This is a genomic window from Mesorhizobium sp. M0317 (assembly GCF_040321555.1).
GTDB lineage: Bacteria > Pseudomonadota > Alphaproteobacteria > Rhizobiales > Rhizobiaceae > Mesorhizobium.
The window spans coordinates 61,399-83,280 of record NZ_JAMYRV010000029.1; the positions used below are offsets into that span (position 1 = coordinate 61,399).

The window sequence follows — 21,882 nt, forward strand, 5'->3', positions numbered from 1 at the left end:
TTGTCAAGGATGAAACACATGACTGTACCAAACGGAAAGACAGCCACAACGGTTCTCGACGATCTGACGAGCCGCCTATCTACATTCACTCCCGAGTTGCAAAAGGCAGCTGCCCACGTGCTCGAGAATTCGAACATGATCAGCATCACGTCGATCAGAAGCATGGCGCAAGGCGCAGACGTAAAGCCCAACACGCTGGTGCGAATGGCGCGCGCGCTTGGTTTTGAGGGCTACGAGGATTTTCGAAAACCCTTTCGCGAGCAAGTGATGCGCGGACGTGAGGACTTTCCCGACCGGGCCCGCTGGCTGCAGTCGCTATCCAAAGGCGGGAAACTAGCCAGCCTCTATAGCCAGATGGCATCGACGTCGATCGAAAATATCGAAGGTCTGTTTTCGGGAACAAGCGCATCCGAGATCAAGAAACTGGCGGATTCCATTGTAAAAGCGCGCACCACCTACGTCTTGGGCTTGGGTTTTGCGAGTTCGGTTGCGCGAAATTTCGCCTATCTGGCAAGCATGGCAGTGAACAGCGTCGTTGCGATTCCACGCGAGGGATCCCTTCCTGTGGACGGGTTGGTCCGCGCCGAGAAGGGCGATCTCTTGATAGCGATGACGTTCAAGCCGTACCGGCGCGAGGTTGTCGAGGCCGTAGAGTTGTCTCGCGCCTATGGCATCAAGGTCGTTGGCATCTCCGACAGTCCCGCGTCCCCTATCCTGGCCCGCGCCGACCAACGTTTCGTCCTCCCGACCGACACACCACAGTTTTTCCCGTCGACCGTTGCCTTGACGGCGCTTTTTGAAACGATCGTTGCTTTCGTGGTGGCTGAAGCGGCGGCCGATGCAGTCAATAATATCGAGCGGTTTCATAAGCGCCGCTACGAGCTTGGTGTCTATTGGAAAGAGGAACCACGATGAACGTTTCGTCCGATCCGCCGAAACCCCTGCGATCGCTGGAAGCGCGCTACTATACCGATCCTACCATCTTCGCCAAGGAAGAAGACGGGCTCCTGAGCCGGACGTGGCAATTCGCTGGCCACTCCTCTTTGGTGGAGAAACCTGGCGACTACTTCACCTTTGAGCTCGCAGGGCAGAGCCTGTTTTGCATTCGCGACAGAGATAGCCAGGTCCGCGCTTTTTACAATGTATGCCAGCATCGCGCGCACGAATTGGTAAGGGGAAGCGGGAACGCTCGGCTGCTGGTATGCCCCTACCACGCTTGGACCTATGAACTCACGGGCAAGCTGCGAGGCGGTCCCAACGTCAACGCCGTCCCGGGGTTCGATCGCAACGACATCTGTCTGACGAGCGTGAAAGTCGAACTGTTTTGCGGATTTGTTTTTGTCAATCTCGACCCGGACGCCAAACCGATGGACGAATGGTTCCCAAAGGTTCGGCAGGAGCTGACGGAATTTGTCCCTCACATCGACCAGCTGAAGCCTCTGGAATGGGTTGAGATTCCTGAAAGCTGCAACTGGAAGGTATCGATCGAGAACTACTCCGAATGCTACCACTGTGCTCTGAACCACAAGACCTTTGCTACCGGGGTTATAAAGCCCGAAACATATGACATCCAGCCTCAGGGCTATTGTCTGCGTCATACTACCGAATGCCAGAATCTCGACCGAATGAGCTATCCCATTGACCTCAACGCCAATGCGCGCGCTGGAGAATATTCGTCCTGGTTTCTTTGGCCGACATTTTCCTTTCAGGTTTATCCCGGCAATATTCTCAACACCTACAACTGGCGTATCAAGAATGTCGACGAAGTCGTCGTCTGGCGTGGTTGGTATACGATCGACGGAGCCGATTCCGACATCATCCGAAAATTGGCGATCCAAGACAGGGCAACAACCGTCGAAGAGGATATCCATATCGTCGAGGCCGTCCAGCGTGGCTTGCACAGTCGCGGATACAGGCCGGGTCCGCTCGTTATCGATCCGAACTGCGGTGTGAACTCCGAGCACTCGGTACGAATGTTGCAGCAGTGGATGCGTGAAGATGTCGATGTCTGAGATCAAGGCCTATTGGCAGAACTATATAGATGGCGAGTGGGTCGACGGCGGTGCGGGCAATCTCACCGTGGATGATCCTGCAACTGGAGATGCGCTTGCGCAGCAGGCCCTGGCGAGCGCGCAGGACGTCGATCGCGCCGTGAAGGCCGCCAAGGCCTGTCATGAGTCCGGCGCGTTGACAGAAATGCGCCCCGTCAAGCGGGGGCGAATGGTGCGAGCGATGGGTACCTATCTGCTCGATCATATCGATGAGATTGCCTATATCCTCTGCCGCGAAGCGGGCAAACCGCTTTGGGAGGCCCGCATCGAGGTCGAAGGGGCGGCTCGATATTTCGAGTACTACGGCAATCAGTGCGAAACGATCGAAGGTCGTTCCATACCTCTCGGAGACGGCTACTACGATTTCACGGTCTATGAACCGTTCGGCGTATCCGCGCATGTCGTCCCCTGGAACTATCCACTTGAGATGACCGCACGCTCGTTGTCGGCGGCTCTGACAGCAGGCAACGCGTGCGTCGTAAAGACGCCTGAACTCGACCCTCTGACCAATTCGTTCATCGCAAGCGCCGCCGAGTACGCGGGGCTGCCGCGGGGGGCGGTGAACATTCTCTGCGGCTTGGGCCGCGAGGCGGGCGGGACCCTCGTCAGCCACCCCGACGTAAATCAGATCGTCTTCACCGGCTCGGTTCCGACAGGGGTCAGTATCGCATCGGCCGCTGCAAAAAATGTCGTTCCATGTGTGCTTGAATTGGGCGGTAAGTCCGCCGCGATCGCTTGGCCGGACGCGAACCTGGACCACCTCGTGTCGAATGTTCGTTGGGGGATTTTCTTCAACGCGGGCCAGGTGTGTTCGGCTATGTCTCGGCTGATCGTGCATGAGGACGTGCACGACGAAGTTGTTGAGCGGGTTGCGGACATGGCGCGCTCCATTTCAGCAGGTCCTGGCGTGGATAGGCCAGAATTCGGTCCCAACATGGGTGCCATGATTTCGGACTCGCAGCGAAATCGAGCTGAATCCATGTGCCAGCAAGCCGAGCGGCAGGGAGGGCGTGCGGTTGTCGGTGGCAGGCGCCTCAACCGTCCAGGATTTTTCTTGGAGCCGACTGTCTTCGACAACGTAACACCGGATATGACGATCGCACGAGAGGAAGTCTTTGGGCCAGTTTTGTCGGTTTTGAAGTTCGGCAGTGACGATGAGGCGGTGCGCCTGGCGAACGGCACCGATTATGGCTTGGTCTCCGGTATCTTCACGGCAGATGTCGATCGCGCGATGAAGACCGCCCGGCGCTTAAGAGCCGGACAGGTGTTCGTCAATGAGTGGTACGCCGGCGGCGTCGAGACACCCTTTGGCGGCTACGGCAAATCGGGCTACGGCCGCGAAAAGGGCCGAGAGGCGCTTTGGAACTACCTGCAAACCAAAAACATCGCGATTGCCATTCGCTGAAGGAGAACTCCGTTGCAACAGGATTTGTTTGACGTCGGCCTTGCCAAGCGCAAGGCGACTTTAGGAGCGAAGTACGTCGAAGCCAATCTCGCTGCGGCCGATGATTTCACCCGGCCCTTTCAAGAGGCGATGACAGCATGGTGTTGGGGTTTTGGTTGGGGAGATGAGACGATCGACGCGAAAACGCGTTCGCTGATGAACCTCGCCATGATCGGCGCTTTGGGCAAAATGCATGAATGGGAAACCCATTGCCGCGGCGCCATTACCAATGGCGTCTCAACGGACGAAATCCGCGCTGTTGTCCACGTTGTCGGCATCTATTGCGGCGTTCCCCAAGCGCTCGAGTGCTTTCGCGTTGCCCGCAAAGTGCTGCAGGAGCAAGGGTTGCTATGAAGATCACCGGTATAACTGTTTGGCAGGTAGACCTGCCTCTCTCGAAACCATATTGGCTATCGGGAGGACGACTTCGCTTTGACAAGCTCGACAGCACGTTCGTCCGGATCGACACCGATGAGGGCATCTCAGGGTGGGGTGAAGGATGCCCCTGGGGCAATACCTACCTACCCGCCCATGGGCCTGGTATTCGCGCTGGAATTGGAACGCTGGCGCCCTCTCTATTGGGGCAGGATCCTTGCGCTCTCGACGCCATTAATCGAACGATGGACGTTGCCTTGCCTGGCCACCTCTACGTCAAATCGGCACTCGACATGGCGTGCTGGGACATACTGGGGCGCGTTTCTGGAATGCCTCTTTGGCGGTTGCTTGGAGGCGACAAAGCCGACCCGGTTGCCGTCAACTCGTCTATTTCCACCGGATCGAACGACGAGATGATCGCGCTTATCCGTCAGGCCTACGAGCATGGATATCGGACGCATTCGGCGAAGGTTGGTGGCAGTGATCCTGTCGTTGACATCTCGAGAATCGAGGCAATCGAAGCGGCTTTGCGCCCCGACGAAACTGTCACCTATGACGTGAACCGCGCCTGGGTTCCTGCCGTCGCGGTTCAAGTGTTGAATAATGTCGCCTTGCGTGGATGGGTCGAGCAGCCTTGCGAAACCCTTGCGCAATGCGCCCAAGTGGCAAGCCGGGTGAAACAGCCTATTATGCTCGATGAGTGTCTGCATACCTTCCAGGATCATCTTGATGCGTGGAAGGTCGGTGGGTGCGAGGGCGTCAAGGTGAAGCCCAATCGGGTTGGCGGGCTGACCAAGGCAAGGCAAATTCGCGACTTCGGCGTGTCTGTCGGCTGGCAGATGCATTTGGAGGATCTTGGGGGATCTGCTCTAGCCGACACGGCAGCCATACACCTTGCGTCCTCCACCCCGCGCGAAAACAGACTCGCGAGCTGGCTTTGTCATCACCACCTGGCCGTCGATCCTGTTCCAGGTCAAGGGGCGCGGAACGTCAAAGGCTATGCCACGCCCCCCTGGGCGCCTGGCTTGGGAGTGAGCCCCGACGCCGACCGGCTTGGGACACCAGTGTCGACGTTCCATTAATTCGGGAAATCCGCATGAGCTCACAATCCGTAATGCGTGCCGTTGTACTTACTGGCCACGGCGGCCTGGATAAACTCGACTATCGTGAAGATTGGCCCATTCCGGTGCCGGCCGATGGGCAGGTTCTGATCAGAGTCGGTGCCTGTGGTTTGAACAATACGGACATCAACACTCGCACGGCCTGGTATTCCAAATCGGTGACAGATGGAATTACCCCATCGACCGGCAGCGATGGCTTTGCCAACGCTCGATCGGAGGAAGGAAGCTGGGGGGGTGCGCCGGTTCGGTTCCCTTTGATCCAGGGCGCTGATGTCGCTGGTACCATCGTCGGTGTCGGTGAGGGGGTGGATGCCGCACGAATTGGTGAGCGGGTTATAGTGGATCCCTGGTTGCTTGGCACCGGTGATTGGATGGACCTTGCCAATGCGATCTATTTCGGATCGGAGTGCGACGGCGGCTTTGCCGAATATACGGTCATACGCTCCGGCAATGCGCTGCCTATCGACACCGACCTTTCCGATGCCGAGCTTGCAACATTCCCCTGCGCGTACACGACGGCCGAGAACCTTGTGGCGCGAACGGACCTTCGTCCCGGTGAGACAGTGGTGATCGCGGGAGCTTCGGGGGGTGTCGGGTCGGCCGCGGTGCAACTGTGTCGGCTGCGCGGAGCGCGTATCGTTGCTATAGCGAGCCCGTCGAAGGTGTCCAGCCTTAGAGAACTGGGCGCATATGCGGTCCTCGATCGAAACACACCTGCCCTGTCAGACGCAATCCGGTCAGCGGTAGGCGGCCAGGTCGATGTCGCGATTGACGTCGTCGGAGGCAAGATTTTCAGTCATCTCATTGAGGCTTTACGCCAGGGGGGACGGTATTCCAGCTCCGGCGCCATTTCAGGGCCTACCGTCGAGTTCGATTTGCGACAGCTCATCTACAAGGATCTGCAGCTCACTGGCGCAACCATTGTGCCACCTGGCACTGCTAGGCGACTTGTAGTCCTCATCGAGCAGGGACTGCTGAAGCCACTTCTGGCAGCGCAGTACCCTCTGCGAGAGCTCCCCCAAGCACAGCAGGCGTTTATGAATAAACAGCACGTCGGGAACATCGTGGTCACCACGCAGTAGGCGCGAGTCTCCAACGGGAAGCCGCCGCCTGAAGCCTGTTAGGCTAGGCTGACCGCTCTGGCGAGCGCTGCACGGGTCTCTCGGATCGAGTCCAACCATTCCGGGTCCATCTGTGGAACCGAGGTTAGCAGGAGCTGCGTGTAAGGATGATGTGGAGGGGCGAAGAACTCATCCTTCGGGCCTTGCTCAACGATGCGCCCTTGATTCATCACAACGACTTCGTCTGCGATAGCTCTAACGGTCTGCAAGTCATGCGTGATGAACAGATATGAAACTCCGAGATTCTTTTGCAGGTCCATCAGCAGCCTAAGGATGCCCTGCGCCACCGATTGATCGAGGGCCGATGTTACCTCGTCACAAATGATCAGATCGGGCTTCGCGGCTAAGGCCCGCGCGATGCACAAGCGCTGTTTCTGGCCACCTGAGAGCTCTTCGGGAAAGCGATCCAGAAAATTGGGATCCAGCTCGATTTGCTCAAGCAGCTCAATGATGCCTCCTGTGCGAACGCGCTCCGTGAGCCCGTGGTAGAAGGTCAGGGGCCGTCCAAGTACCTCCCGCACGCGGTGGCGCGGATTCAACGATGTGTCGGGCATTTGATGAACAAGCTGAATGCGTCGGCGCAAGTCCAGGCTGCGGCGTTTGAGCGAGGAATCAATCGCTCTGCCTTCGAATAAAAGGGTACCTTTGCTGCACGGCAGCAGGCCGGTAACGACGCGCGCGAGTGTTGATTTCCCCGAGCCTGACTCACCCACCACTGCTACCGTAGCGCCCTCCCCTACGGAGAGGCTGACGTCATGGAGTACCTTGATCGAGCCGTAGGCGGCATCCACGGAGGAGACGGTTAGGATCTTTCGACTTGCGGTCGTTGTTTCGCTTTTTGGAGCATCACGCCTCAGGAGCTGGCGCGTATAGCCGGCCGAAGGCCGCTCTAAGATCTGCCGGGTGTTGCCTTCTTCGACCAGTTCGCCGTGCCGGAGCACCATGATGCGATCGGCGAGCTGGGCGACAACCGCCAGATCATGGGTGATATAGATAGCCGCGGTGTGGAAATCGCGGACAACATCCTTGATCGCTGCCAGCACCTCGATTTGAGTGGTCACATCAAGGGCGGTCGTGGGCTCGTCGAAGACGATGATATCCGGCTTGCAAGCCAACGCCATCGCCACCATCGCCCGTTGCAACTGGCCGCCGGAGACCTGGTGCGGGAAGCGCTCGCCGAAGGACTCCGGATTGGGCAGATGCAGCTTTCGATAAAGTTCGACCGCCTCAGCGCGCGCGGACGAAGCATCGCGAACACCGTGAACGACGGCAACTTCGGTATATTGATCGACAAGCCTGTGCGCTGGATTGAAGGCAGCTGCCGCCGACTGAGCGACGTAGGCGATCCTCACGCCTCGCAGCCGGCGCAATTCTGCCTCGGAAAGCTCGCTTAAATCTTCGCCGGCGAACAGAATGGTCCCATCCGTGATCCGGCAACCAGGTTTAACATACCCGAGCGCTGCAAGCCCTATCGTCGACTTGCCGGCGCCGGATTCGCCGATAAGACCAAGGATCTCACCGCGTCGCAGCGTGAGATCAATCCCTTTGACGATCTCGGCCCAACCGGCTTTGCTTTTGCCTCGGACTCGAAGGCCTTTCACATCCAGTATGACGTCGCCTTTGGTGCTGCGGACGCTATCAAGTTTCGTCATCTAAACCGCTCGATTCGTGCAGAAACCAATCCACTAGAAAATTTACTCCGACCGTCAGAAGGGCAATGGCGGCGGCGGGCAACAGTGGGGTGATATCACCGTAGGTGATAAGAATTGCGTTGTCCCTCACCATGGAGCCCCAGTCTGCTGTGGGTGGCTGCAGGCCGATGCCCAAAAACGAAAGGGAGCTGATCAGGAGAAAAACGAAGCAAAAACGCAAACCGAACTCCGCCACGAGCGGAGGCAAAATGTTCGGCAACACCTCACGAGAGAGTATCCAGATCAGCCCCTCCCCCCGCAGGCGCGCTACCTCCACATAATCCATCACCGCGATGTTCATTCCAGCCGCGCGCGCCAGGCGAAAGACGCGCGTCGCGTCGAGCACGGCAATAATCGAAATCAACGAAGTGACCGACGCACCGAAAATCGTAAGCAGCAGCAAGGCGAAAATCAGCTGCGGGACTGCCATCAGGATGTCTACCAGTCGCGCCAGGGCTTGGTCGACCCAACCGCCGACGACAGCCGCGACAAGCCCGGCGCTGCCACCAATAAGAAAGGCAAGCGATGTCGTCAAAAACGCGATGCCGACGGTGTTTCGTGCACCGTATACTAATCGCGACAGCGTGTCCCGACCAAGATTGTCGGTACCCAATAGATGCTGGGCAGTCCACGGATCAAACTGTGATCCAACCACCTGGCCTTCCCCGTATGGGGCAATCACGGACGCAAATAGCGCAACCACGACGTAGATGACCACGATGACAAGACCGAACCATGCGCTTAGAGGCGCCACACGAAGGCCTTCGAGCAAAGCCCTAAAGCGGCCGGGATCCTGGTGATGAGGCCGGCCGGCCGCGGCTATGTTCGGCAGCGGGGAAAGATCAGCGGGAGTACTCATTTGGGGTACATAAGCCTCGGATTGGTTGCAATCGCCAACACGTCGGCGAACATGTTCAGCAAAACGTAAGTGGCTGCAAATATTAGGCTGCAGGCTTGAACGACCGTAACATCGCGGCGCTGAACGGAGTCGATCATCAGCTGCCCGAGCCCCGGATAGACGAAGACAACTTCGACCACGACAACGCCTACAATGAGGTAGGCCAGATCGATCACGACGACGTTGATAATCGGCGCCAGGGCATTGGGCAGCGCATGCCACACGACGACCCGCCGCTGGCCAATGCCCTTCAGCTTTGCCATCTCTATAAACGGGCTGCCCAGAACGCTAATAATTGCCGCCCGTGTCATGCGCATCATATGGGCGGTGACGACCAGAGTGAGCGTCAATGCCGGTAACGTCACCAAGTAGAGGGAATGCGTAAAACTGTCGCTGTCTCTCATCGTCGACAGGCTGGGAAACCAGCCTGCCTGGACGGAGAAGAACATGATCAGGATGTAGGCGACGAAGAACTCGGGAAATGAGATCCAGGTGAGTGTAATTGCGTTCGTCAAGCGGTCGAAGACCGACCCGCGATAAAGCGCAGTGAGCAACCCCAAGAGCAACGACACCGGCACAGAGAAGCAGGCCGCAACGCCGGCTAGGAACAAGGTATTGCCCAGTCGCTCACCTATCAACTGTGAGACGGCACGCCCGTTTGCCAGGGAGTGTCCGAGATCCCCGGTGAGCAATCCGCCGAGCCAGTGCACATATCTGATGTGAAGGGGCAGATCGAGCCCCAGCTCGTGTCGAAAGGCGGCGACCGTTTCAGGGAGGGCGGACTGGCCCAGTATTTCGGTCGCCACATCTCCGGGAAGCAGGGACACCCCGAGGAAGATAAAAAGCGACACCACCCATAGGACAAAAATCCCCAGGGCGAGGCGCTTGATGATCAGCTTTGAAATGTTTCCCAACGGTCCCTCCGCGAACAGTCATGGCACAAATGTTTTTGTATGGACAGCCTAATAAAACAATCGTACCTTCGTCAACCGACGGACGGTCGGACAAAACAAATAAGTCGGGAAGGACCTCCGTGGCATGCTCGTCAAAGCGCTGCTGTTCTTCGCCCCATAACAGCGGTGAAACTGAGTGGGGTAAAATGGAGAATTTCCATGAATGGTCACCTGTCATGGCGTCCAACCCGGCGAACCTTGCTCGTCGCCGGCGCCGCGGCGATTGCAGGCGCCAGCTTGCGCGGCGGCCCGGCTTTGGCCTCGACACCCAGGCGAGGGGGAACTTTACGCATAGGCTACTCCCAAGGCGCAACGGTCGACAGCCTTGATCCCATGTCCTACTTTTCCGATCCCCACTATGCCTGTGGGTGGCTTTTTGGAAACAATCTAGTAGAGCTCGCGCCGGACAAGAGCCCAGTTCCGGAGTTAGCTGAGAGCTGGGAGGCCAGCAAAGACGCCAAGACCTGGAGGTTCAAGCTGCGCAAGGGCGTGGAATTCACGAACGGCAAGAAGCTGACTTCAGCCGATGTGGTTTACTCCCTGAAAAGGCATACAGCAGCTGACTCCAAGTCGGCGGCAAAGGGCCTGCTTGAGGATTTTGCGGACATTCGCGCCGACGGGGACAACGTCGTTGTCATTGAACACAAAACCGGTGACGTTGACGTCCCTGTTATCCTTGGCGATTTCCACCTTCAGATCGTACCCGAGAGCTTCAAAGACTGGATCACCTTTATTGGGACGGGACCCTATATCCTCGATAAATTCCAGCCGGGTGTAACGCTTAGTGCCCATCGCAATCCGAACTACTGGAAAGCCGATCGCGCCTGGTTCGATGGCGTGGAATTCACTTATATCAATGACGCTACAGCTCGGGCTAATGCCCTAACGACAGGCGCTGTCGACGCGGTTGATCGGGTCGAGCCGAAGATCGTTCAGTTGGTAAAGCGAAACCAGCAACTAAAAATCGTGGAGACGGTGGGCGGCACCTACGTCGGTAGCGCCATGGACATCAGCAACAAGCCCTATTCGGACAACAATGTTCGGGAGGCAATTAAATACGCAATTGACCGCGAAAGGCTGGTTGCCAGCGTCTTCTCGGGGTTTGCGGAAGTCGGCAATGACCAGCCGATCGCGAGCAACGACCCGTTTTTCAATAAGTCCTTGCCGCATCGCAAATACGATCCGGACAAGGCGAAGTGGCATTTGAAGCAGGCCGGGCTCTCGTCGCTCAATGTGGAACTTAGTGCTGCGGACGCCGCCTTTGGGGGCGCCGTCGATTCTGCCATTCTGATGGCCGAGCAAGCGCGAGCCGCCGGAATCAATCTCGCCGTCAAGCGAGAACCAGACGATGGATATTGGTCCAACATCTGGATGAAGCGGCCGTACTTCACGACCTATTGGGGTACACGGCCCACGCCCGGAATGATGTTCTCGCTTGCTTTCAAGTGCGACGCTCCCTGGAATGAAACGCGGTGGTGTAACGACCGGTTCAGCCAAATGCTGCAAAGCGCCCGCACGGAGCTCGACGTGGACAAACGTCGATCGATGTATCAGGAAATGCAGGCGATCTGCAGCCAGGACGGCGGCAATTGCATCTTCGCGTTCCCTGCTACTTTAGACGGCTACAGCACGAAGGTCGATGGCGTCGGGCCTGATCTCGTTCGCTCAATGGCGGGCGCGCGTTTGGCCGAGCGCGCTTGGTTCACGGAGTAGAAAAGCCAGCATGAGATCACCCCGCGGGTGACACGTCTTTCCACCCCCCGGGTGCACTGTTTATTTACCACGGCATTGAACCTTAGACATGGGCGAGGACCAGTATGAAAATAACAAGGCTCGTGGTCTGGGAGGTTGCCCTGACCAGCCATGTTGCTTATCACATGGCGGGCGGAAAAACCTGCGATACCGTGACATCGGTATTGGTTCGCGTTGACACCGATGAACACATCTCTGGGTGGGGTGAGGTGTGCCCCATTCCCCACTACCTACCCGCATATGCAGAAGGCGTCCGCCCAGCGCTCGAATACATGGCGCCTGTTATCATCGGGGCCGACCCTGTCGGACCCGAAGCCTTGATGACGAATCTCGACGCATGGCTGCAGGGGCACGTTTACGCGAAATCCGCACTAGACTTAGCGCTTTGGGACATTACAGGCAAAGTTGCAAAATTGCCTCTCTACGCCCTTCTCGGCGGACGGCAGGCGCTGCGAATGCCGCTGTATCATTCAATTACCTGTACTGCACCGGACGAAATGGCGCGTATCGCACGGGAAGCATTCGCTGAAGGGATGCGGCAGTTCCAAGTCAAGCTGGGTACGGACAACAATTGGGAATCCGACGTAGCGCGGCTTCGGCAAGTGCGCGAGGCGGTTGGCCCTGGTCCTCTCGTCTACGGAGACTGGAACTGCGGTGCGACCCGGTTAGACGCGACCCGCGTCGGCAAAGCCGTTGCGTCACTCGATGTCATGCTGGAACAGCCTTGCGCGACCTTGGAAGAGTGCACTGCAGTCCGGGCTGCCACAGGCCTCCCCATGAAAATCGATGAAAACGGCTATGACAGTGGCTCCTTGCTGAAGGCCTACAATCTCGGCTGTATGGATGCTGTCGCGTTGAAGCTCTCCAAATCTGGCGGACTTAGCGCACTTCGGCGTCTTCGCGATCTATGCTTGCACCTCGGTGCCAAGATGTGCATCGAGGATACGTGGGGATCCGACGTCACCACTGGCGCTTTGCTTCACTTGGCCGCCGCCACACCCGTAAGCCGGCTTCTGAACACGTGCGACCTGTCAGGGTATGTTGCGCCACGCCTGGACGCCGGCGCACCCGCGCGCATTGGCGGCGAGATTTCGCCGCCCGACGGACCAGGGATCGGCGTCAATCCTGACCCTGACGTCCTTGGTCAATCGAGGGTAGTTATTGACTAAGCAGCAAAAGATTTCGGTCCATAACGTCGGGATTTCGCGGCATTTGCAGTCGCTTGCATCCAAGGGCCTTCGACGGCCATGGACAGGTCCAGGGCAAGCTGATGATCGACAAACGGAAAAACGGGCGCTGGAGCCTGGTTTGGTCAGCGCCCCCTTCACAACTGGTCGGCGGGTTCAGGGTTCCTGCCCTTGAAGCATGATGTGGATGCGCCGATAGCCGAACCGGCGTCGTTCGCCTGCAACCACCGTCTTCATCGCAGCGGAGACGGCATCAACGCTTAGCGACGTTGAGCAAGAAAGCCTTGCATGGCCCTTGTAGCTCGCTGCCGTGGGCCACAAGTGTACCACTTGGCATCGGGCTTTTGCAGCGACATCCTTCACGATGGCATTGTCCAGCATCTGCTGGGGCCAGCAGCTTCTTCAGCTTGGCGTTCTCCTTTCATCACCCTTCGCTGCGCAACGGAACATCCATGCCACCGACTTGGCCATGCGTTTATGGAAGTCCCTTCCGAGATCCCATGGTTGCGGCATACATCCGCGGGTCTTAATTCCCGCTGCAGCCCCTAAGATCGCGACGTGCACCGTGAACGCTTCATTCGTCCCGTCTGCTTGTGATCTGAACCCCGGAAACTGGACGGTTCAGAATTGGAGCTTTCCGCTGTAATTTCCCGGTTGGGAGAGGAGCGGAGAGCAATGAAGGCATCGAAGTTTTCGGACGCACAGAAGGCGTTTCATTCTGAAGCAGGGAGCGGACGGCATTCCGGCGGCGGAGATCTGCCGCCGCGCGGGGATCAGCTAGGCGACCTACTTCAACTGGAAAAAAAATATGACGGGCTTGCTGCCGACGGAGATGAAGCGACTGAAGCAGCTTGAGGAGGAGAACGGCAAGCTCAGGAAGCTGGTCGCCGACCTGTCGCTGGACAAGGAGATGCTGCAGGACGTGATCCGCCGAAAACTGTGAGGCCTGGTCGCGAGCCTGCCGGGTTCTGGAGTTCGACACATCGAACTACCACTACAAGTCCAGTCGCCGCGATCAGGCCGGCATCGAAGCTCGGATCAAAGACATCTGCGCAACGCGGGTTCGTTATCGCTACCGGCGCGTGCACGTGATGCTCACGCGCGAGGGCTGGGACATCAACATGAAGCGGACCTATCGGATTTACAGGGACTTTAGGGCTTCAACTGCGGAACAAGACACCGAAAAGGCGCGTGAAGGCGAAGCTACGAGATGATCGCCAGCCGGCCGTCGAGCCCAACGACCTGTGGGTCATGGACTTCGTTCACGACCAACTCGCGACGGGCAAGAAGATCCGCGTCCTGACGGTCGTCGATACGTTCTCGCCCTACGTGCCGGTGCTCGACCCGCGCTTCAGTTACCGAGAAGAGGACGTGGTCAGGACCCTGGAACAAGTCTGTCCTCGGATCGGCTATCCGAAGACGATCCGGGTCGATCAGGGCACGGAGTTCGTGTCCCGCGATCTCCATCTGTGGGCCTACACCAAGGGCGTCACGCTCGACTTCTCGCGGCCGGGAAAGCCAACTGACAACGCTTACATCGAAGCTTTCAACGGCGCTTCAGGGCGGAGTGCCTGAATGCCCACTGGTTCCTGACGCTTGCCGACGCGGCCAAAAAGTTGGAGGATTGGCGCAGATACTATAACGAGGTGCGCCCACATGGCGCAATCGGACACAAGGTCCCGATCTCGTTGATCAATCCCGATGGCGCCACCAGCCCGTCATCGTGAAGCAGCCGGGAAACTCCACCTTCCGGCGGTCCAAACAATGGTAGCGGAGCACTTGATTGAGCGGTACGAATAAAACTGCAGGGGCTTCAGGGTCTCAGGTCAATGCCGCTCGCGGCGTGAGTGGAGATGATGGATGATAGTGCAGCCGGCTCACCAGCCAAGTTCTGATCGCAGCGGTCGTGGCGAGGAGGATCGGAATGTCGGCAGCGGTGAGAACCAGGTGATGTTTAGCCGGATGCACGGCGCAAGCGAGCAAAATGCGCTCCGCCTCAATGCACAATGCAGCCGTCTACCTCTAAAATTCAACATTCTGCAGCCAGCTCGGCCATCATCTTCACCAACTGACCGCTGAAGTCGCCGGAGCTGGCGCTCCAATTCTCGAGCACGCCTAAGTAGACGACGACGGTGCCTGTGTCGGGGTTCGCGAGCATGTGACTGCCGCCCCAACCTCCGTGAGAGACAAAGGTGCCATCGGTGTACGTCTGGCGGCTATACCACATACAGTTATGCGACTGCCAGTCGAGGGGAGGTCCGGGATTACGGCGTGTCTCTTCGATAAACACGGCATCGCCTACGCGCCGGCCGTCAATACCCTCGCCCTTGCGCGCGAAGAGCAGGCCATAGCGCGCGAGATCGCGGACGGAGAGGCACGCGCCGCCGTTGAGCAGCGGTACGCCCTCGCGGTCGCAGGTGATGTGAAAGCATCCCTCGAGGCCCGCTGCCTCCACGATCTCAATCAACCACTCGCGCAATGCTCGGCCGCTGGCGCGTTCAATGACCCACCCGATAATTTCGCTGTTGGTTGACTTGTAGATCGCTTTGCCGGTGCGGTTTACAACATCGTTGCTAGTAATCCCACAGAGGAAGGAGCGAAGTGCACCCTCCTTCTCACCCTCAGGTGGCAAGCGCCATCCGATGTGGCGCTCCATGGTCCACCACATTGTGTTGGGCTCGCTCAGATCCTCGGAGAAGTGGTTGGCAACGTTCATGTCGGCGACGTCGCGTATGGTGGCCTCCGCATAACCTGTCCCGATCTCGGGCAAATAGTCCCTAACCCTGCGGTCGAGGTCTACCAGGCCATCGGCCACCGCGCGGCCGAGCATGAGGTTCAGCGTCGTCTTGGTGATAGACTGAATGCTCTGCGTCTTGTCGGGTCCAAAGTCCGGCGCATAGGCCTCGTAAAGGATGTGGTTGCCCTGCACCACGACGAAGGCGGAGAAATGCGGCATGGCGAGGAAGCGGGCGACCTCCGGGCGCTCGCCGATTGTCCAGTCGACCTGCTTGCGAAAGGGCAGAAACGACGGGGCACGGAAGGTGATGCTGTAGCGGGCGATCCTGTGCAAGTTGTGAAACCCATGACGGCGGTGGTCGGGAACGCTCCAGCGGGGCTTATTGTCGAATAGGATAGCGAGGTCAGGATTCTCAATTGAGGCTAGTGTCATCTGATCGGTCCTGTTGGGACGTGCGAATGGGAGTTGTGCTCGTAACCGTTCTTCTCACAGTCGTTGCAACAACGGTTTCGGACCTGATCGACGATCAAGGTTAGATCGCTAACACCGGCCGTTTCCAGAAACTCCTTGGCGCGTGCCAGATCACCTTCCGGCGGTATGAGCGACTTCTCGCGGTGCCCGACGAGGCCTGGCGCAATCGGGCCTGTCGCGACGTTTGCCTGGCCAGAAAAGGCGGCATCTAGGATCTGCGGCACGTTGATCGCCCATTGGATTGCCTTGCGGACATTGACGTCCTTCAGCTTCGGATGGTCCATGTTCATCCCGATCCAATGATACCAGAGCGAGGGCTTTTCCTCGACCTTGGTGTTGGCGGGGGGCTGCTTTTGAAGCCCGCAAGAGAATCAACACTGATTTTAGAGAAATCGACATCGCCGGCTCGGTAGGCGCGTTCCGCAGCCTTGTCATCCGCGATCGGAACGATGCGGATTTCGTCAAAGCCCGGCTTCGGGCCTGACCAGTCGGGATTGCGAGTCAGAAGCACATACTGGTTCGGCTTCCAATCCGCGAGCACATAGGGCCCAGAAAAGGCGGGCGGATTCATACCGAAATCACCGCCGTCCTTGTTCGCCTTCATCACCGCATCCTCGGAAACAATATGGCCGCAGCCATAGGGAAGCGCGATGTTCCAGAGCGGCACGAACGGTCCCTTGAGTACGATCACGCCAGTATAGTCATCCTCTACGTCGATATGATCGAGCGGCCCCCAATCGAGCTTCACCGGCGAATTGTGCTTGATGATACGTTCGAAGGAGAACTTTACATCCCTGGCGGTCATCTCGCCGTGACCACCGGCAAACGTGATCCCTTTCTTCACGCGGAAACGGATATGCGTCGAGTCCACCTGCTCGATCTTTTCTGCCGCCTCGAGCTCCCACCCCCATTCGGAGCCCGCCTTGTAGCGCGTGAGCTTCGAATAAATACAGTTCATCACATCGACATTGTAAGAATTGTTGTAGAAGCCCGGATCCAGCTTGTCGATGTCGCCGGTGGCCCGCGCTTTCAGCACCTTGCCCGCGGCTGCCCAAATGGCCTGGGATAGCGGCATGCCCGCAACTATGATTCCGCCACCAACCGCGGCGCCCGTTTCGAGCAAAGCCCGGCGGCTCACATTCCCTGTGATATGACGCATGATGGTTCCCCTTTTTTTATTAAGCGAACTCCGTTCGGCGAGAGACCGCTGGTCGTAACTCACTGCTATCGTACATATGTTTGTTCGTCAACAAATTATCGTCCATTTGTGCGAATCCGCCTGAGCTGCACGGAGCAGCTGCGGCGGGTACTTATGTGCACATGTCACCTCCCCTTTTTTATGAACTCCGTTCGGCGAGAGACCGCTGTCGTAACTCACACTGCTATAGTACATATGTTTGTTTATCAACGAATAATCGTTCGTTCGTGTGAATCCGTCTGAGCTGCACGGAGCAGCTGCGGCGGGTACTTGCGTGCACATGTCGCCTCAATGCGGCATGAGCGACCGACGCACTATCCCTCGCCGGTCGTTGGCAGTCGCACGCCACTGACGCGGTTTGACGAGCAGTTCACTGCTGCGCGCATAGCCGGTTGCCGGCGGATCAATCCGGCGCGCTAATGCCCGTCTCACGCCGCTACGTCGAGAGGAGATGGCGCTGTCGGTGAAAGAATGCGCTTTGTCCAAAGCCCATGCGCGTCTGCGGCGTGTCGGCCAAGATCGTGGCGCGCTGGGTCGAGCGCTACAAGTCCGAAGGGCGGGCCGGCATGATCGACCGTTCCTCGCGGCCCGCTCATATGCCACAGGTCACCGCTGGGTTGACCGCCGAGCGCATCATGGCGCTGCGGCGGCAACGTTGGACCGGCAAGCACATCGCCCATGTGGTCGGCGTCTCGCCCGCCACTGTTGGCCGCGTCCTTAAGCGTGCCGGACTGTCGCGCTCGGCCTTGCCATTGGTTGATTGCAGGCTCCATTTCCTTCCGCGCTTGGGATCTTTGTCGGCCATGACGCGGGCTACCGCGACGCGCCTAAACCTGGCGGTCAATCGGCCCGCAATTGGGACCCTGGATCGGCGCGCAAAAGGGGCTCTGACTCACATTTGATGATTTTCGCTGCTGGCATGATTGCGAACCCGATCTACGGCGGCGCTTATGCTTATGGTAAGAGTCGCTCCGTACCGGGATACGGTGGCCGATCTGGAATTCGCCGCAAGGCGCGTGATGAATGGTTGGCGCTGATCCCGGATGCACACGAAGGTTACGTCAGTTGGGAACGGGCGGAGGAGATCCGCAAGATGGTCAGCGACAATGTACCGGCCAGTCGCCATCATGGAGCGCCGAAGCATGGCGACGCTCTGCGGCCTTTTCCGCTGCAAAAGGTGCGGCCGGAAGCTGACGGTTCGTTACACAGGAGCCAACCATAACATCCCGCGCTATTCCTGTTGGCGAGGGTTGCTCGACAACGGCGAACCACGTTGCATCGCCTTCGGCGGTCTGCGGGTCGATGATGCGATCGAGGAGGCGCTGCTCGGGGTGGTCGAACCAGGAGCTATTGCCGCCGCCATCGAGGCGGAACGCCGTATGGCCAACCAACGCGACCAGGTTCAGGATGCCCTGCTGCGCGACCTCGAGGCAGCGCGCTATGCCGCCGACCGGGCATTCCGGCAATACGACGCGGCTGATCCGGAGAACAGGCTGGTGACGTCGCAGCTCGAAGCAGAGATCGAAGCCAAGATTGCCAAACATCGGACGGTTGCGCCGCAGCCGATCCCCATGTCCGCATCCCAGGTAGCCGCACTTGCGGGGAACCTCCGCGCTGTCTGGACGGCGCCGACAACCGATGCAAGGCTGAAGAAGCGCATCGTGCGAACGCTCATCAATGAAGTGGTTGCCGATCTCGATGATGGACCTCCGAGATCGTCCTCGCCATCCATTGGGTTGGTGGTCTCCACACCGAGCTGCGCCTGCCGAAGCGGCGCCGCGGGCAAAGAAACGCGACGCCTGACGATATTGTCGACGCCGTACGACAGCTCGTCCTTATCGCCAAAGACGATGTGATTGCCGGTGTCCTCAATCGCAACGGACTGACGACCGGCAATGGCAATCGGTGCACACGGGAGCGGGTCACCGCACTGAGGTCATATCGCAAGATTCCGGTCCTCCGTCCCCAGGTCGATGGGGTCGAGCCGTGGCTTAATCTGGGCGGTGCGGCGAAGTTGCTCGGGATAACGCCAAAAACGCTGCGTCTGGCGGCCGAGGCCGGCCACATCGAGCGGGCTCATCCGCTACCCGACGGCCCATGGATCTTCAGCCGTTCAAAACTCGCCACCCCACAAGCACATAAGATCCTCGATCGCGCCCGGCAGAACCCTCGACACCCCACAGGATCGCATCGAGATCAGGAAACTTATTCCCTTCAACAACATAGAAAGATGGGCGTTATGAAACAGGATTGTAGTCTCTGCCCCAATCCTCCATCTTTTCAGGGGCATCGGCAAGGGTCAGGAACAATGGGCGTTCAGGCACTTCGCCCTGAAGCGACCGTTGAAGGCTTCAATGTAGGCGATGTCGGTGGGCTTTCCTGGCCTGCTGAAGTCGAGCGTCACGCCTTTCGCGTAGGCCCATAGGTCGAGGTCGCGGGAAACGCCGTCGGCCCGAACGACGTCTGGGCGATGGACTTCGTCCACGATCAGCTCGCGCCCGCGGTTTGCGACCAAGCCTCACAGTTTTCGGCGGATCACGTCCTGCAGCATCTCCTTGTCCGAGGAGAGATCGGCCACCCGCTTCCTCAGCTTGCCATTCTCGTCCTCAAGCTGCTTCAGCCGCTTCATCTCGGTCGGCAGGAGTCCGACGCATTTCTTTTTCCAGTTGAAGTAGGTCGCCTGGCTGATCCCCGCCAGACGACAGATCTCCGCGACGGGGATTCCGTCCGATCCCTGCTTCAGAATGAACGCCTTCTGCGCGTCCGAGAACTTCGATGCCTTCATCGTCTTCCGGTCCTCCCAACCAAGGGATGTTACCGCGGAAAACTCCACTTTCGAACGATCCAGTTTTCAGGGATCAGAGCACCAGCTTTTCCAGATGCGCGAATCCTCAAGCGCGGTCCTGCCCCCAACAGCATCGGAAACGTGTCGCGAAGCATTGTCTGGCCTGTCGAGGGCAAAAGGCGCACGCAACCAGCGACTCGAGCGTCGAAATCTATTGCTGGTTATAGAATAGTCGCAGGAAAGTGTCGACAGCATTCACAATGGCATCGCATTCGTTCTCCTGCATTGGCGTAGAGAGACTGGCAGCGGCCATAGGCGGCATCAGGACGCCCTTTCGTGCGAGGTGCCGCGTCATCTCGCGCATCGTCGCTATGTCGTATTCGGTGAGATAGGCATCGCGGTATTCATGCGGCTCGTTGGCGCGCGGGTGTATCCTGAAGAGGGATGCCGTACCAGTCACGCAAAACGGCACTTTGTTCTCAGCAATCGCCTTGCGCAGGCCGGATCGGACTCGCTCGCCAAGCCGCTCAAGACGATCGAATGCAGCTTTATCAAGTGCATCCATCGCAGCGATACCGGCAACCACCGAGAGCGGATTGGCGGAGAAGGTGCCGGACTGCGGCAGGATTGCCCTTCCGTGTTTGTCACCGAACACGCCCATGACATCACGCCGTCCACCGATCGCACCGATGGGCAATCCGCCGCCGATGATCTTGCCCATGACGACGAGATCCGGTTCAAGGCCGTAACGTGCGGCGGCGCCGTTGAAGCTTTGGCGGAGGTTCAGGACCTCATCGCTGATGAGAACGAGGCCGTGCTCGCCGCATGCGACTTGGAGGACGGCAATGAACTCGGGATCAGGTGGGATGAGCCCTGCCCGACTAGGCATTGGATCGATGAGAATTGCGGCAAGCCTGTGCGCATGCTCGCCGATGAGACGCCGAGCCTCTTCCGGTTGATTGAACCGCAGCACTAGCGTCTCGGAGAGGACACTTTGTGGCATTCCTCTGTAGGCTGGCGTTGAGTGCGGGCTTTCAGGCGGCCCCCAGTCTGCCGGCGAGCCACCCTGGCTCACCTCGGCCCAATCATAGGCACCGTGGAATGAGCCTTCGATCTTGGCGATGGCGCTACGCCCGGTGAAGGCGCGCGCGGCTTTGATCGCGAACATGACGGCTTCCGTACCGGTGTTAACGAAGCGGACCATGCTGACCGCCGGAACACGGTCGCAAAGCAACTCGGCCAGCCTTGCCTCGAATCGACTCGGGTTGGCGAAGCAACTGCCGCTCTTCAACTGCTCGGAGACGGCGCGGACAACCGGAGGGAAGGCGTGACCATGGATCAGCGTCGTAAAATTGTTGTTGAGATCCAAGAATTTCTGGCCATCGACATCAAAGAGATATGCGCCATCACCGCGGTCCATGTAGCGTGGTATCGGATCCCGTTCGATCGTAGCTCTGCTTACGCCACCGGGAAGCACCTTTGCTGCACGCTCATATGAATTCGCGGAGTTCTCGCCGATGGAGACAGCTCCATTCGAAACGTACATTGAACCATACATCTTGTGGACACCTCTTGAAAGCCTTGCGGCTGCGATTCATTGATCTGCCTTACTCGCGGCCCACGAAGATGGGCGGCTGCCACACTGCCCAGGGAATCGCCTCCTCCAGGTCACGCGCAAACGCGGACGAATGTCGCCTCGTCACCGAATCGGCCAACGATCTGATGCCGATGAACGGGGCGTCCGCGGCCTGGAATTGCTGCAAGCAAACGGAGGTTGGCCGGTGACGTTGAAGACCCCCAGATACTGGTTGGGCGCCGCATCGAATCCATGAGTAACTTCGGTCATTTTCATTGCAGTTCTCTTTTCTTGGTTGCTATGAACTCAGTAGGTGCTTTCATCCATGACGCCGACGCGCCCGCTTTCCCGGACGTCGTCGACGACGGAAGCGAGGTTGTCGAGATATTCCTGCACGACGGGTGCATGCACTGGATTGAACATGAGCTGGATGGAGGTGGCGCATTGCATCGTCCGACAAACCAGCCCCTGTCGGCCATACCCTCGGCGACGCCATCAATGTCGACGCCGTCGTCAACCGAG

Annotated in this window: 19 protein-coding genes and 3 pseudogenes; 13 read left to right on the forward strand and 9 right to left on the reverse strand. The window is 58.5% G+C overall.

Features of this window, described 5'->3' with window-relative positions; all coding sequences use genetic code 11:
- Positions 1-18: 18 nt before the first annotated feature.
- From NKI88_RS20020 to NKI88_RS20045, 6 genes are read left to right on the forward strand one after another with little or no spacing between them, the layout of a single operon-like run.
- Positions 19-915, forward strand: coding sequence for a MurR/RpiR family transcriptional regulator (locus NKI88_RS20020; protein WP_352656776.1), 897 nt, complete (start codon positions 19-21; stop codon positions 913-915).
- A complete protein-coding gene (locus tag NKI88_RS20025) occupies positions 912-2,012 on the forward strand; it encodes an aromatic ring-hydroxylating oxygenase subunit alpha (protein ID WP_352656778.1) in 1,101 nt (366 codons plus the stop codon). The genes NKI88_RS20020 and NKI88_RS20025 overlap by 4 nt, the downstream gene beginning before the upstream one ends.
- The gene (locus tag NKI88_RS20030) at positions 2,005-3,456 is read left to right on the forward strand and encodes an aldehyde dehydrogenase family protein (RefSeq protein ID WP_352656780.1); all 1,452 of its coding nucleotides are present in this window, start codon (positions 2,005-2,007) and stop codon (positions 3,454-3,456) included. Before NKI88_RS20025 ends, NKI88_RS20030 begins: the two co-directional genes overlap by 8 nt.
- Positions 3,457-3,468: 12 nt before the next feature.
- A complete protein-coding gene (locus NKI88_RS20035; RefSeq protein WP_352561584.1) occupies positions 3,469-3,849 on the forward strand; it encodes a carboxymuconolactone decarboxylase family protein in 381 nt (126 codons plus the stop codon).
- The gene (locus tag NKI88_RS20040) at positions 3,846-4,952 is read left to right on the forward strand and encodes a mandelate racemase/muconate lactonizing enzyme family protein (RefSeq protein ID WP_352656782.1); all 1,107 of its coding nucleotides are present in this window, start codon (positions 3,846-3,848) and stop codon (positions 4,950-4,952) included. The genes NKI88_RS20035 and NKI88_RS20040 overlap by 4 nt, the downstream gene beginning before the upstream one ends.
- 14 nt (positions 4,953-4,966) lie before the next feature.
- A complete protein-coding gene (locus NKI88_RS20045; protein ID WP_352656784.1) occupies positions 4,967-6,073 on the forward strand; it encodes an alcohol dehydrogenase family protein in 1,107 nt (368 codons plus the stop codon).
- Between the two features lie 38 nt (positions 6,074-6,111).
- Here the strand turns inward: NKI88_RS20045 and NKI88_RS20050 are convergent, their stop codons facing one another.
- From NKI88_RS20050 to NKI88_RS20060, 3 genes are read right to left on the reverse strand one after another with little or no spacing between them, the layout of a single operon-like run.
- A complete protein-coding gene (locus NKI88_RS20050) occupies positions 6,112-7,764 on the reverse strand; it encodes an ABC transporter ATP-binding protein (RefSeq protein ID WP_352656786.1) in 1,653 nt (550 codons plus the stop codon).
- On the reverse strand, positions 7,751-8,662 hold the full coding sequence (locus NKI88_RS20055) for an ABC transporter permease (RefSeq protein ID WP_352561590.1): 912 nt from the start codon (positions 8,660-8,662) through the stop codon (positions 7,751-7,753). Before NKI88_RS20055 ends, NKI88_RS20050 begins: the two co-directional genes overlap by 14 nt.
- Positions 8,659-9,615 (reverse strand): ABC transporter permease, encoded by a 957-nt coding sequence (locus tag NKI88_RS20060; RefSeq protein WP_352544127.1) that lies wholly within the window; start codon positions 9,613-9,615, stop codon positions 8,659-8,661. Before NKI88_RS20060 ends, NKI88_RS20055 begins: the two co-directional genes overlap by 4 nt.
- Positions 9,616-9,813: 198 nt before the next feature.
- On the opposite strand from NKI88_RS20060, the gene NKI88_RS20065 reads away from it, so the two are divergent.
- The 3 genes and pseudogenes from NKI88_RS20065 (at position 9,814) to NKI88_RS20075 (ending at position 14,320) form a co-directional block, all read left to right on the forward strand.
- Positions 9,814-11,367, forward strand: coding sequence for an ABC transporter substrate-binding protein (locus NKI88_RS20065; protein WP_352561594.1), 1,554 nt, complete (start codon positions 9,814-9,816; stop codon positions 11,365-11,367).
- A 104-nt stretch (positions 11,368-11,471) separates the two neighbouring features.
- Positions 11,472-12,575, forward strand: a complete 1,104-nt coding sequence (locus NKI88_RS20070) for a mandelate racemase/muconate lactonizing enzyme family protein (RefSeq protein WP_352561596.1) — start codon at positions 11,472-11,474, stop codon at positions 12,573-12,575.
- 693 nt (positions 12,576-13,268) lie between these two features.
- Positions 13,269-14,320 (forward strand): annotated as a pseudogene (locus NKI88_RS20075) (IS3 family transposase).
- Between the two features lie 302 nt (positions 14,321-14,622).
- Here the strand turns inward: NKI88_RS20075 and NKI88_RS20080 are convergent.
- The 3 genes from NKI88_RS20080 to NKI88_RS20090 are packed head-to-tail and all read right to left on the reverse strand — an operon-like array spanning position 14,623 to position 16,960.
- A complete protein-coding gene (locus NKI88_RS20080; RefSeq protein WP_352656789.1) occupies positions 14,623-15,762 on the reverse strand; it encodes a serine hydrolase domain-containing protein in 1,140 nt (379 codons plus the stop codon).
- Complete coding sequence (locus NKI88_RS20085; RefSeq protein ID WP_352656791.1) at positions 15,759-16,085, reverse strand: ABC transporter substrate-binding protein; 327 nt, start codon at positions 16,083-16,085, stop codon at positions 15,759-15,761. The genes NKI88_RS20080 and NKI88_RS20085 overlap by 4 nt, the downstream gene beginning before the upstream one ends.
- Positions 16,086-16,087: 2 nt before the next feature.
- Positions 16,088-16,960: an ABC transporter substrate-binding protein gene (locus NKI88_RS20090; protein WP_352656793.1), complete on the reverse strand. Its 873-nt coding sequence runs from the start codon at positions 16,958-16,960 to the stop codon at positions 16,088-16,090.
- Positions 16,961-17,450: 490 nt separating this feature from the next.
- Here NKI88_RS20090 and NKI88_RS20095 point away from each other — a divergent pair.
- From NKI88_RS20095 to NKI88_RS20105, 3 genes and pseudogenes are all read left to right on the forward strand, one after another.
- Positions 17,451-17,739 (forward strand): annotated as a pseudogene (locus NKI88_RS20095) (helix-turn-helix domain-containing protein); the annotation flags it as partial.
- Between the two features lie 179 nt (positions 17,740-17,918).
- Positions 17,919-18,221, forward strand: coding sequence for a recombinase family protein (locus NKI88_RS20100; RefSeq protein WP_352656804.1), 303 nt, complete (start codon positions 17,919-17,921; stop codon positions 18,219-18,221).
- Positions 18,142-18,855 carry a recombinase zinc ribbon domain-containing protein gene (locus tag NKI88_RS20105; RefSeq protein ID WP_352656795.1) on the forward strand — a complete coding sequence of 238 codons (714 nt, stop codon included), beginning with the start codon at positions 18,142-18,144 and terminating at the stop codon, positions 18,853-18,855. The genes NKI88_RS20100 and NKI88_RS20105 overlap by 80 nt, the downstream gene beginning before the upstream one ends.
- Positions 18,856-18,935: 80 nt before the next feature.
- Here NKI88_RS20105 and NKI88_RS20110 read toward each other — a convergent pair whose 3' ends face one another.
- From NKI88_RS20110 to NKI88_RS20125, 3 genes and pseudogenes are all read right to left on the reverse strand, one after another.
- Positions 18,936-19,079: a hypothetical protein gene (locus tag NKI88_RS20110; RefSeq protein ID WP_352656797.1), complete on the reverse strand. Its 144-nt coding sequence runs from the start codon at positions 19,077-19,079 to the stop codon at positions 18,936-18,938.
- Positions 19,080-19,248: 169 nt separating this feature from the next.
- Positions 19,249-19,784 (reverse strand): annotated as a pseudogene (locus tag NKI88_RS20115) (integrase core domain-containing protein); the annotation flags it as partial.
- A gap of 211 nt (positions 19,785-19,995) precedes the next feature.
- On the reverse strand, positions 19,996-21,204 hold the full coding sequence (locus NKI88_RS20125; RefSeq protein WP_352656799.1) for an aspartate aminotransferase family protein: 1,209 nt from the start codon (positions 21,202-21,204) through the stop codon (positions 19,996-19,998).
- A gap of 354 nt (positions 21,205-21,558) precedes the next feature.
- Between NKI88_RS20125 and NKI88_RS20130 the strand changes: the two genes are divergently transcribed.
- On the forward strand, positions 21,559-21,882 hold a 324-nt coding region (locus NKI88_RS20130; RefSeq protein ID WP_352656802.1), incomplete at its 3' end, for a hypothetical protein.

Excerpts from the sequence above, each read along its gene's own strand:
- NKI88_RS20110 (WP_352656797.1), bottom strand. The coding sequence starts at position 19,079 with ATGAGCCCGCTCGATGTGGCCGGCCTCGGCCGCCAGACGCAGCGTTTT.
- NKI88_RS20050 (WP_352656786.1), bottom strand. The coding sequence starts at position 7,764 with ATGACGAAACTTGATAGCGTCCGCAGCACCAAAGGCGACGTCATACTG.
- NKI88_RS20040 (WP_352656782.1), top strand. The coding sequence starts at position 3,846 with ATGAAGATCACCGGTATAACTGTTTGGCAGGTAGACCTGCCTCTCTCG.
- NKI88_RS20090 (WP_352656793.1), bottom strand. The coding sequence starts at position 16,960 with ATGCGTCATATCACAGGGAATGTGAGCCGCCGGGCTTTGCTCGAAACG.
- NKI88_RS20100 (WP_352656804.1), top strand. The coding sequence starts at position 17,919 with ATGATTGCGAACCCGATCTACGGCGGCGCTTATGCTTATGGTAAGAGT.
- NKI88_RS20055 (WP_352561590.1), bottom strand. The coding sequence starts at position 8,662 with ATGAGTACTCCCGCTGATCTTTCCCCGCTGCCGAACATAGCCGCGGCC.
- NKI88_RS20080 (WP_352656789.1), bottom strand. The coding sequence starts at position 15,762 with ATGACACTAGCCTCAATTGAGAATCCTGACCTCGCTATCCTATTCGAC.
- NKI88_RS20020 (WP_352656776.1), top strand. The coding sequence starts at position 19 with ATGACTGTACCAAACGGAAAGACAGCCACAACGGTTCTCGACGATCTG.
- NKI88_RS20085 (WP_352656791.1), bottom strand. The coding sequence starts at position 16,085 with ATGGACCATCCGAAGCTGAAGGACGTCAATGTCCGCAAGGCAATCCAA.
- NKI88_RS20025 (WP_352656778.1), top strand. The coding sequence starts at position 912 with ATGAACGTTTCGTCCGATCCGCCGAAACCCCTGCGATCGCTGGAAGCG.
- NKI88_RS20065 (WP_352561594.1), top strand. The coding sequence starts at position 9,814 with ATGAATGGTCACCTGTCATGGCGTCCAACCCGGCGAACCTTGCTCGTC.
- NKI88_RS20070 (WP_352561596.1), top strand. The coding sequence starts at position 11,472 with ATGAAAATAACAAGGCTCGTGGTCTGGGAGGTTGCCCTGACCAGCCAT.
- NKI88_RS20105 (WP_352656795.1), top strand. The coding sequence starts at position 18,142 with ATGGCGACGCTCTGCGGCCTTTTCCGCTGCAAAAGGTGCGGCCGGAAG.
- NKI88_RS20125 (WP_352656799.1), bottom strand. The coding sequence starts at position 21,204 with ATGGACCGCGGTGATGGCGCATATCTCTTTGATGTCGATGGCCAGAAA.
- NKI88_RS20045 (WP_352656784.1), top strand. The coding sequence starts at position 4,967 with ATGAGCTCACAATCCGTAATGCGTGCCGTTGTACTTACTGGCCACGGC.
- NKI88_RS20030 (WP_352656780.1), top strand. The coding sequence starts at position 2,005 with ATGTCTGAGATCAAGGCCTATTGGCAGAACTATATAGATGGCGAGTGG.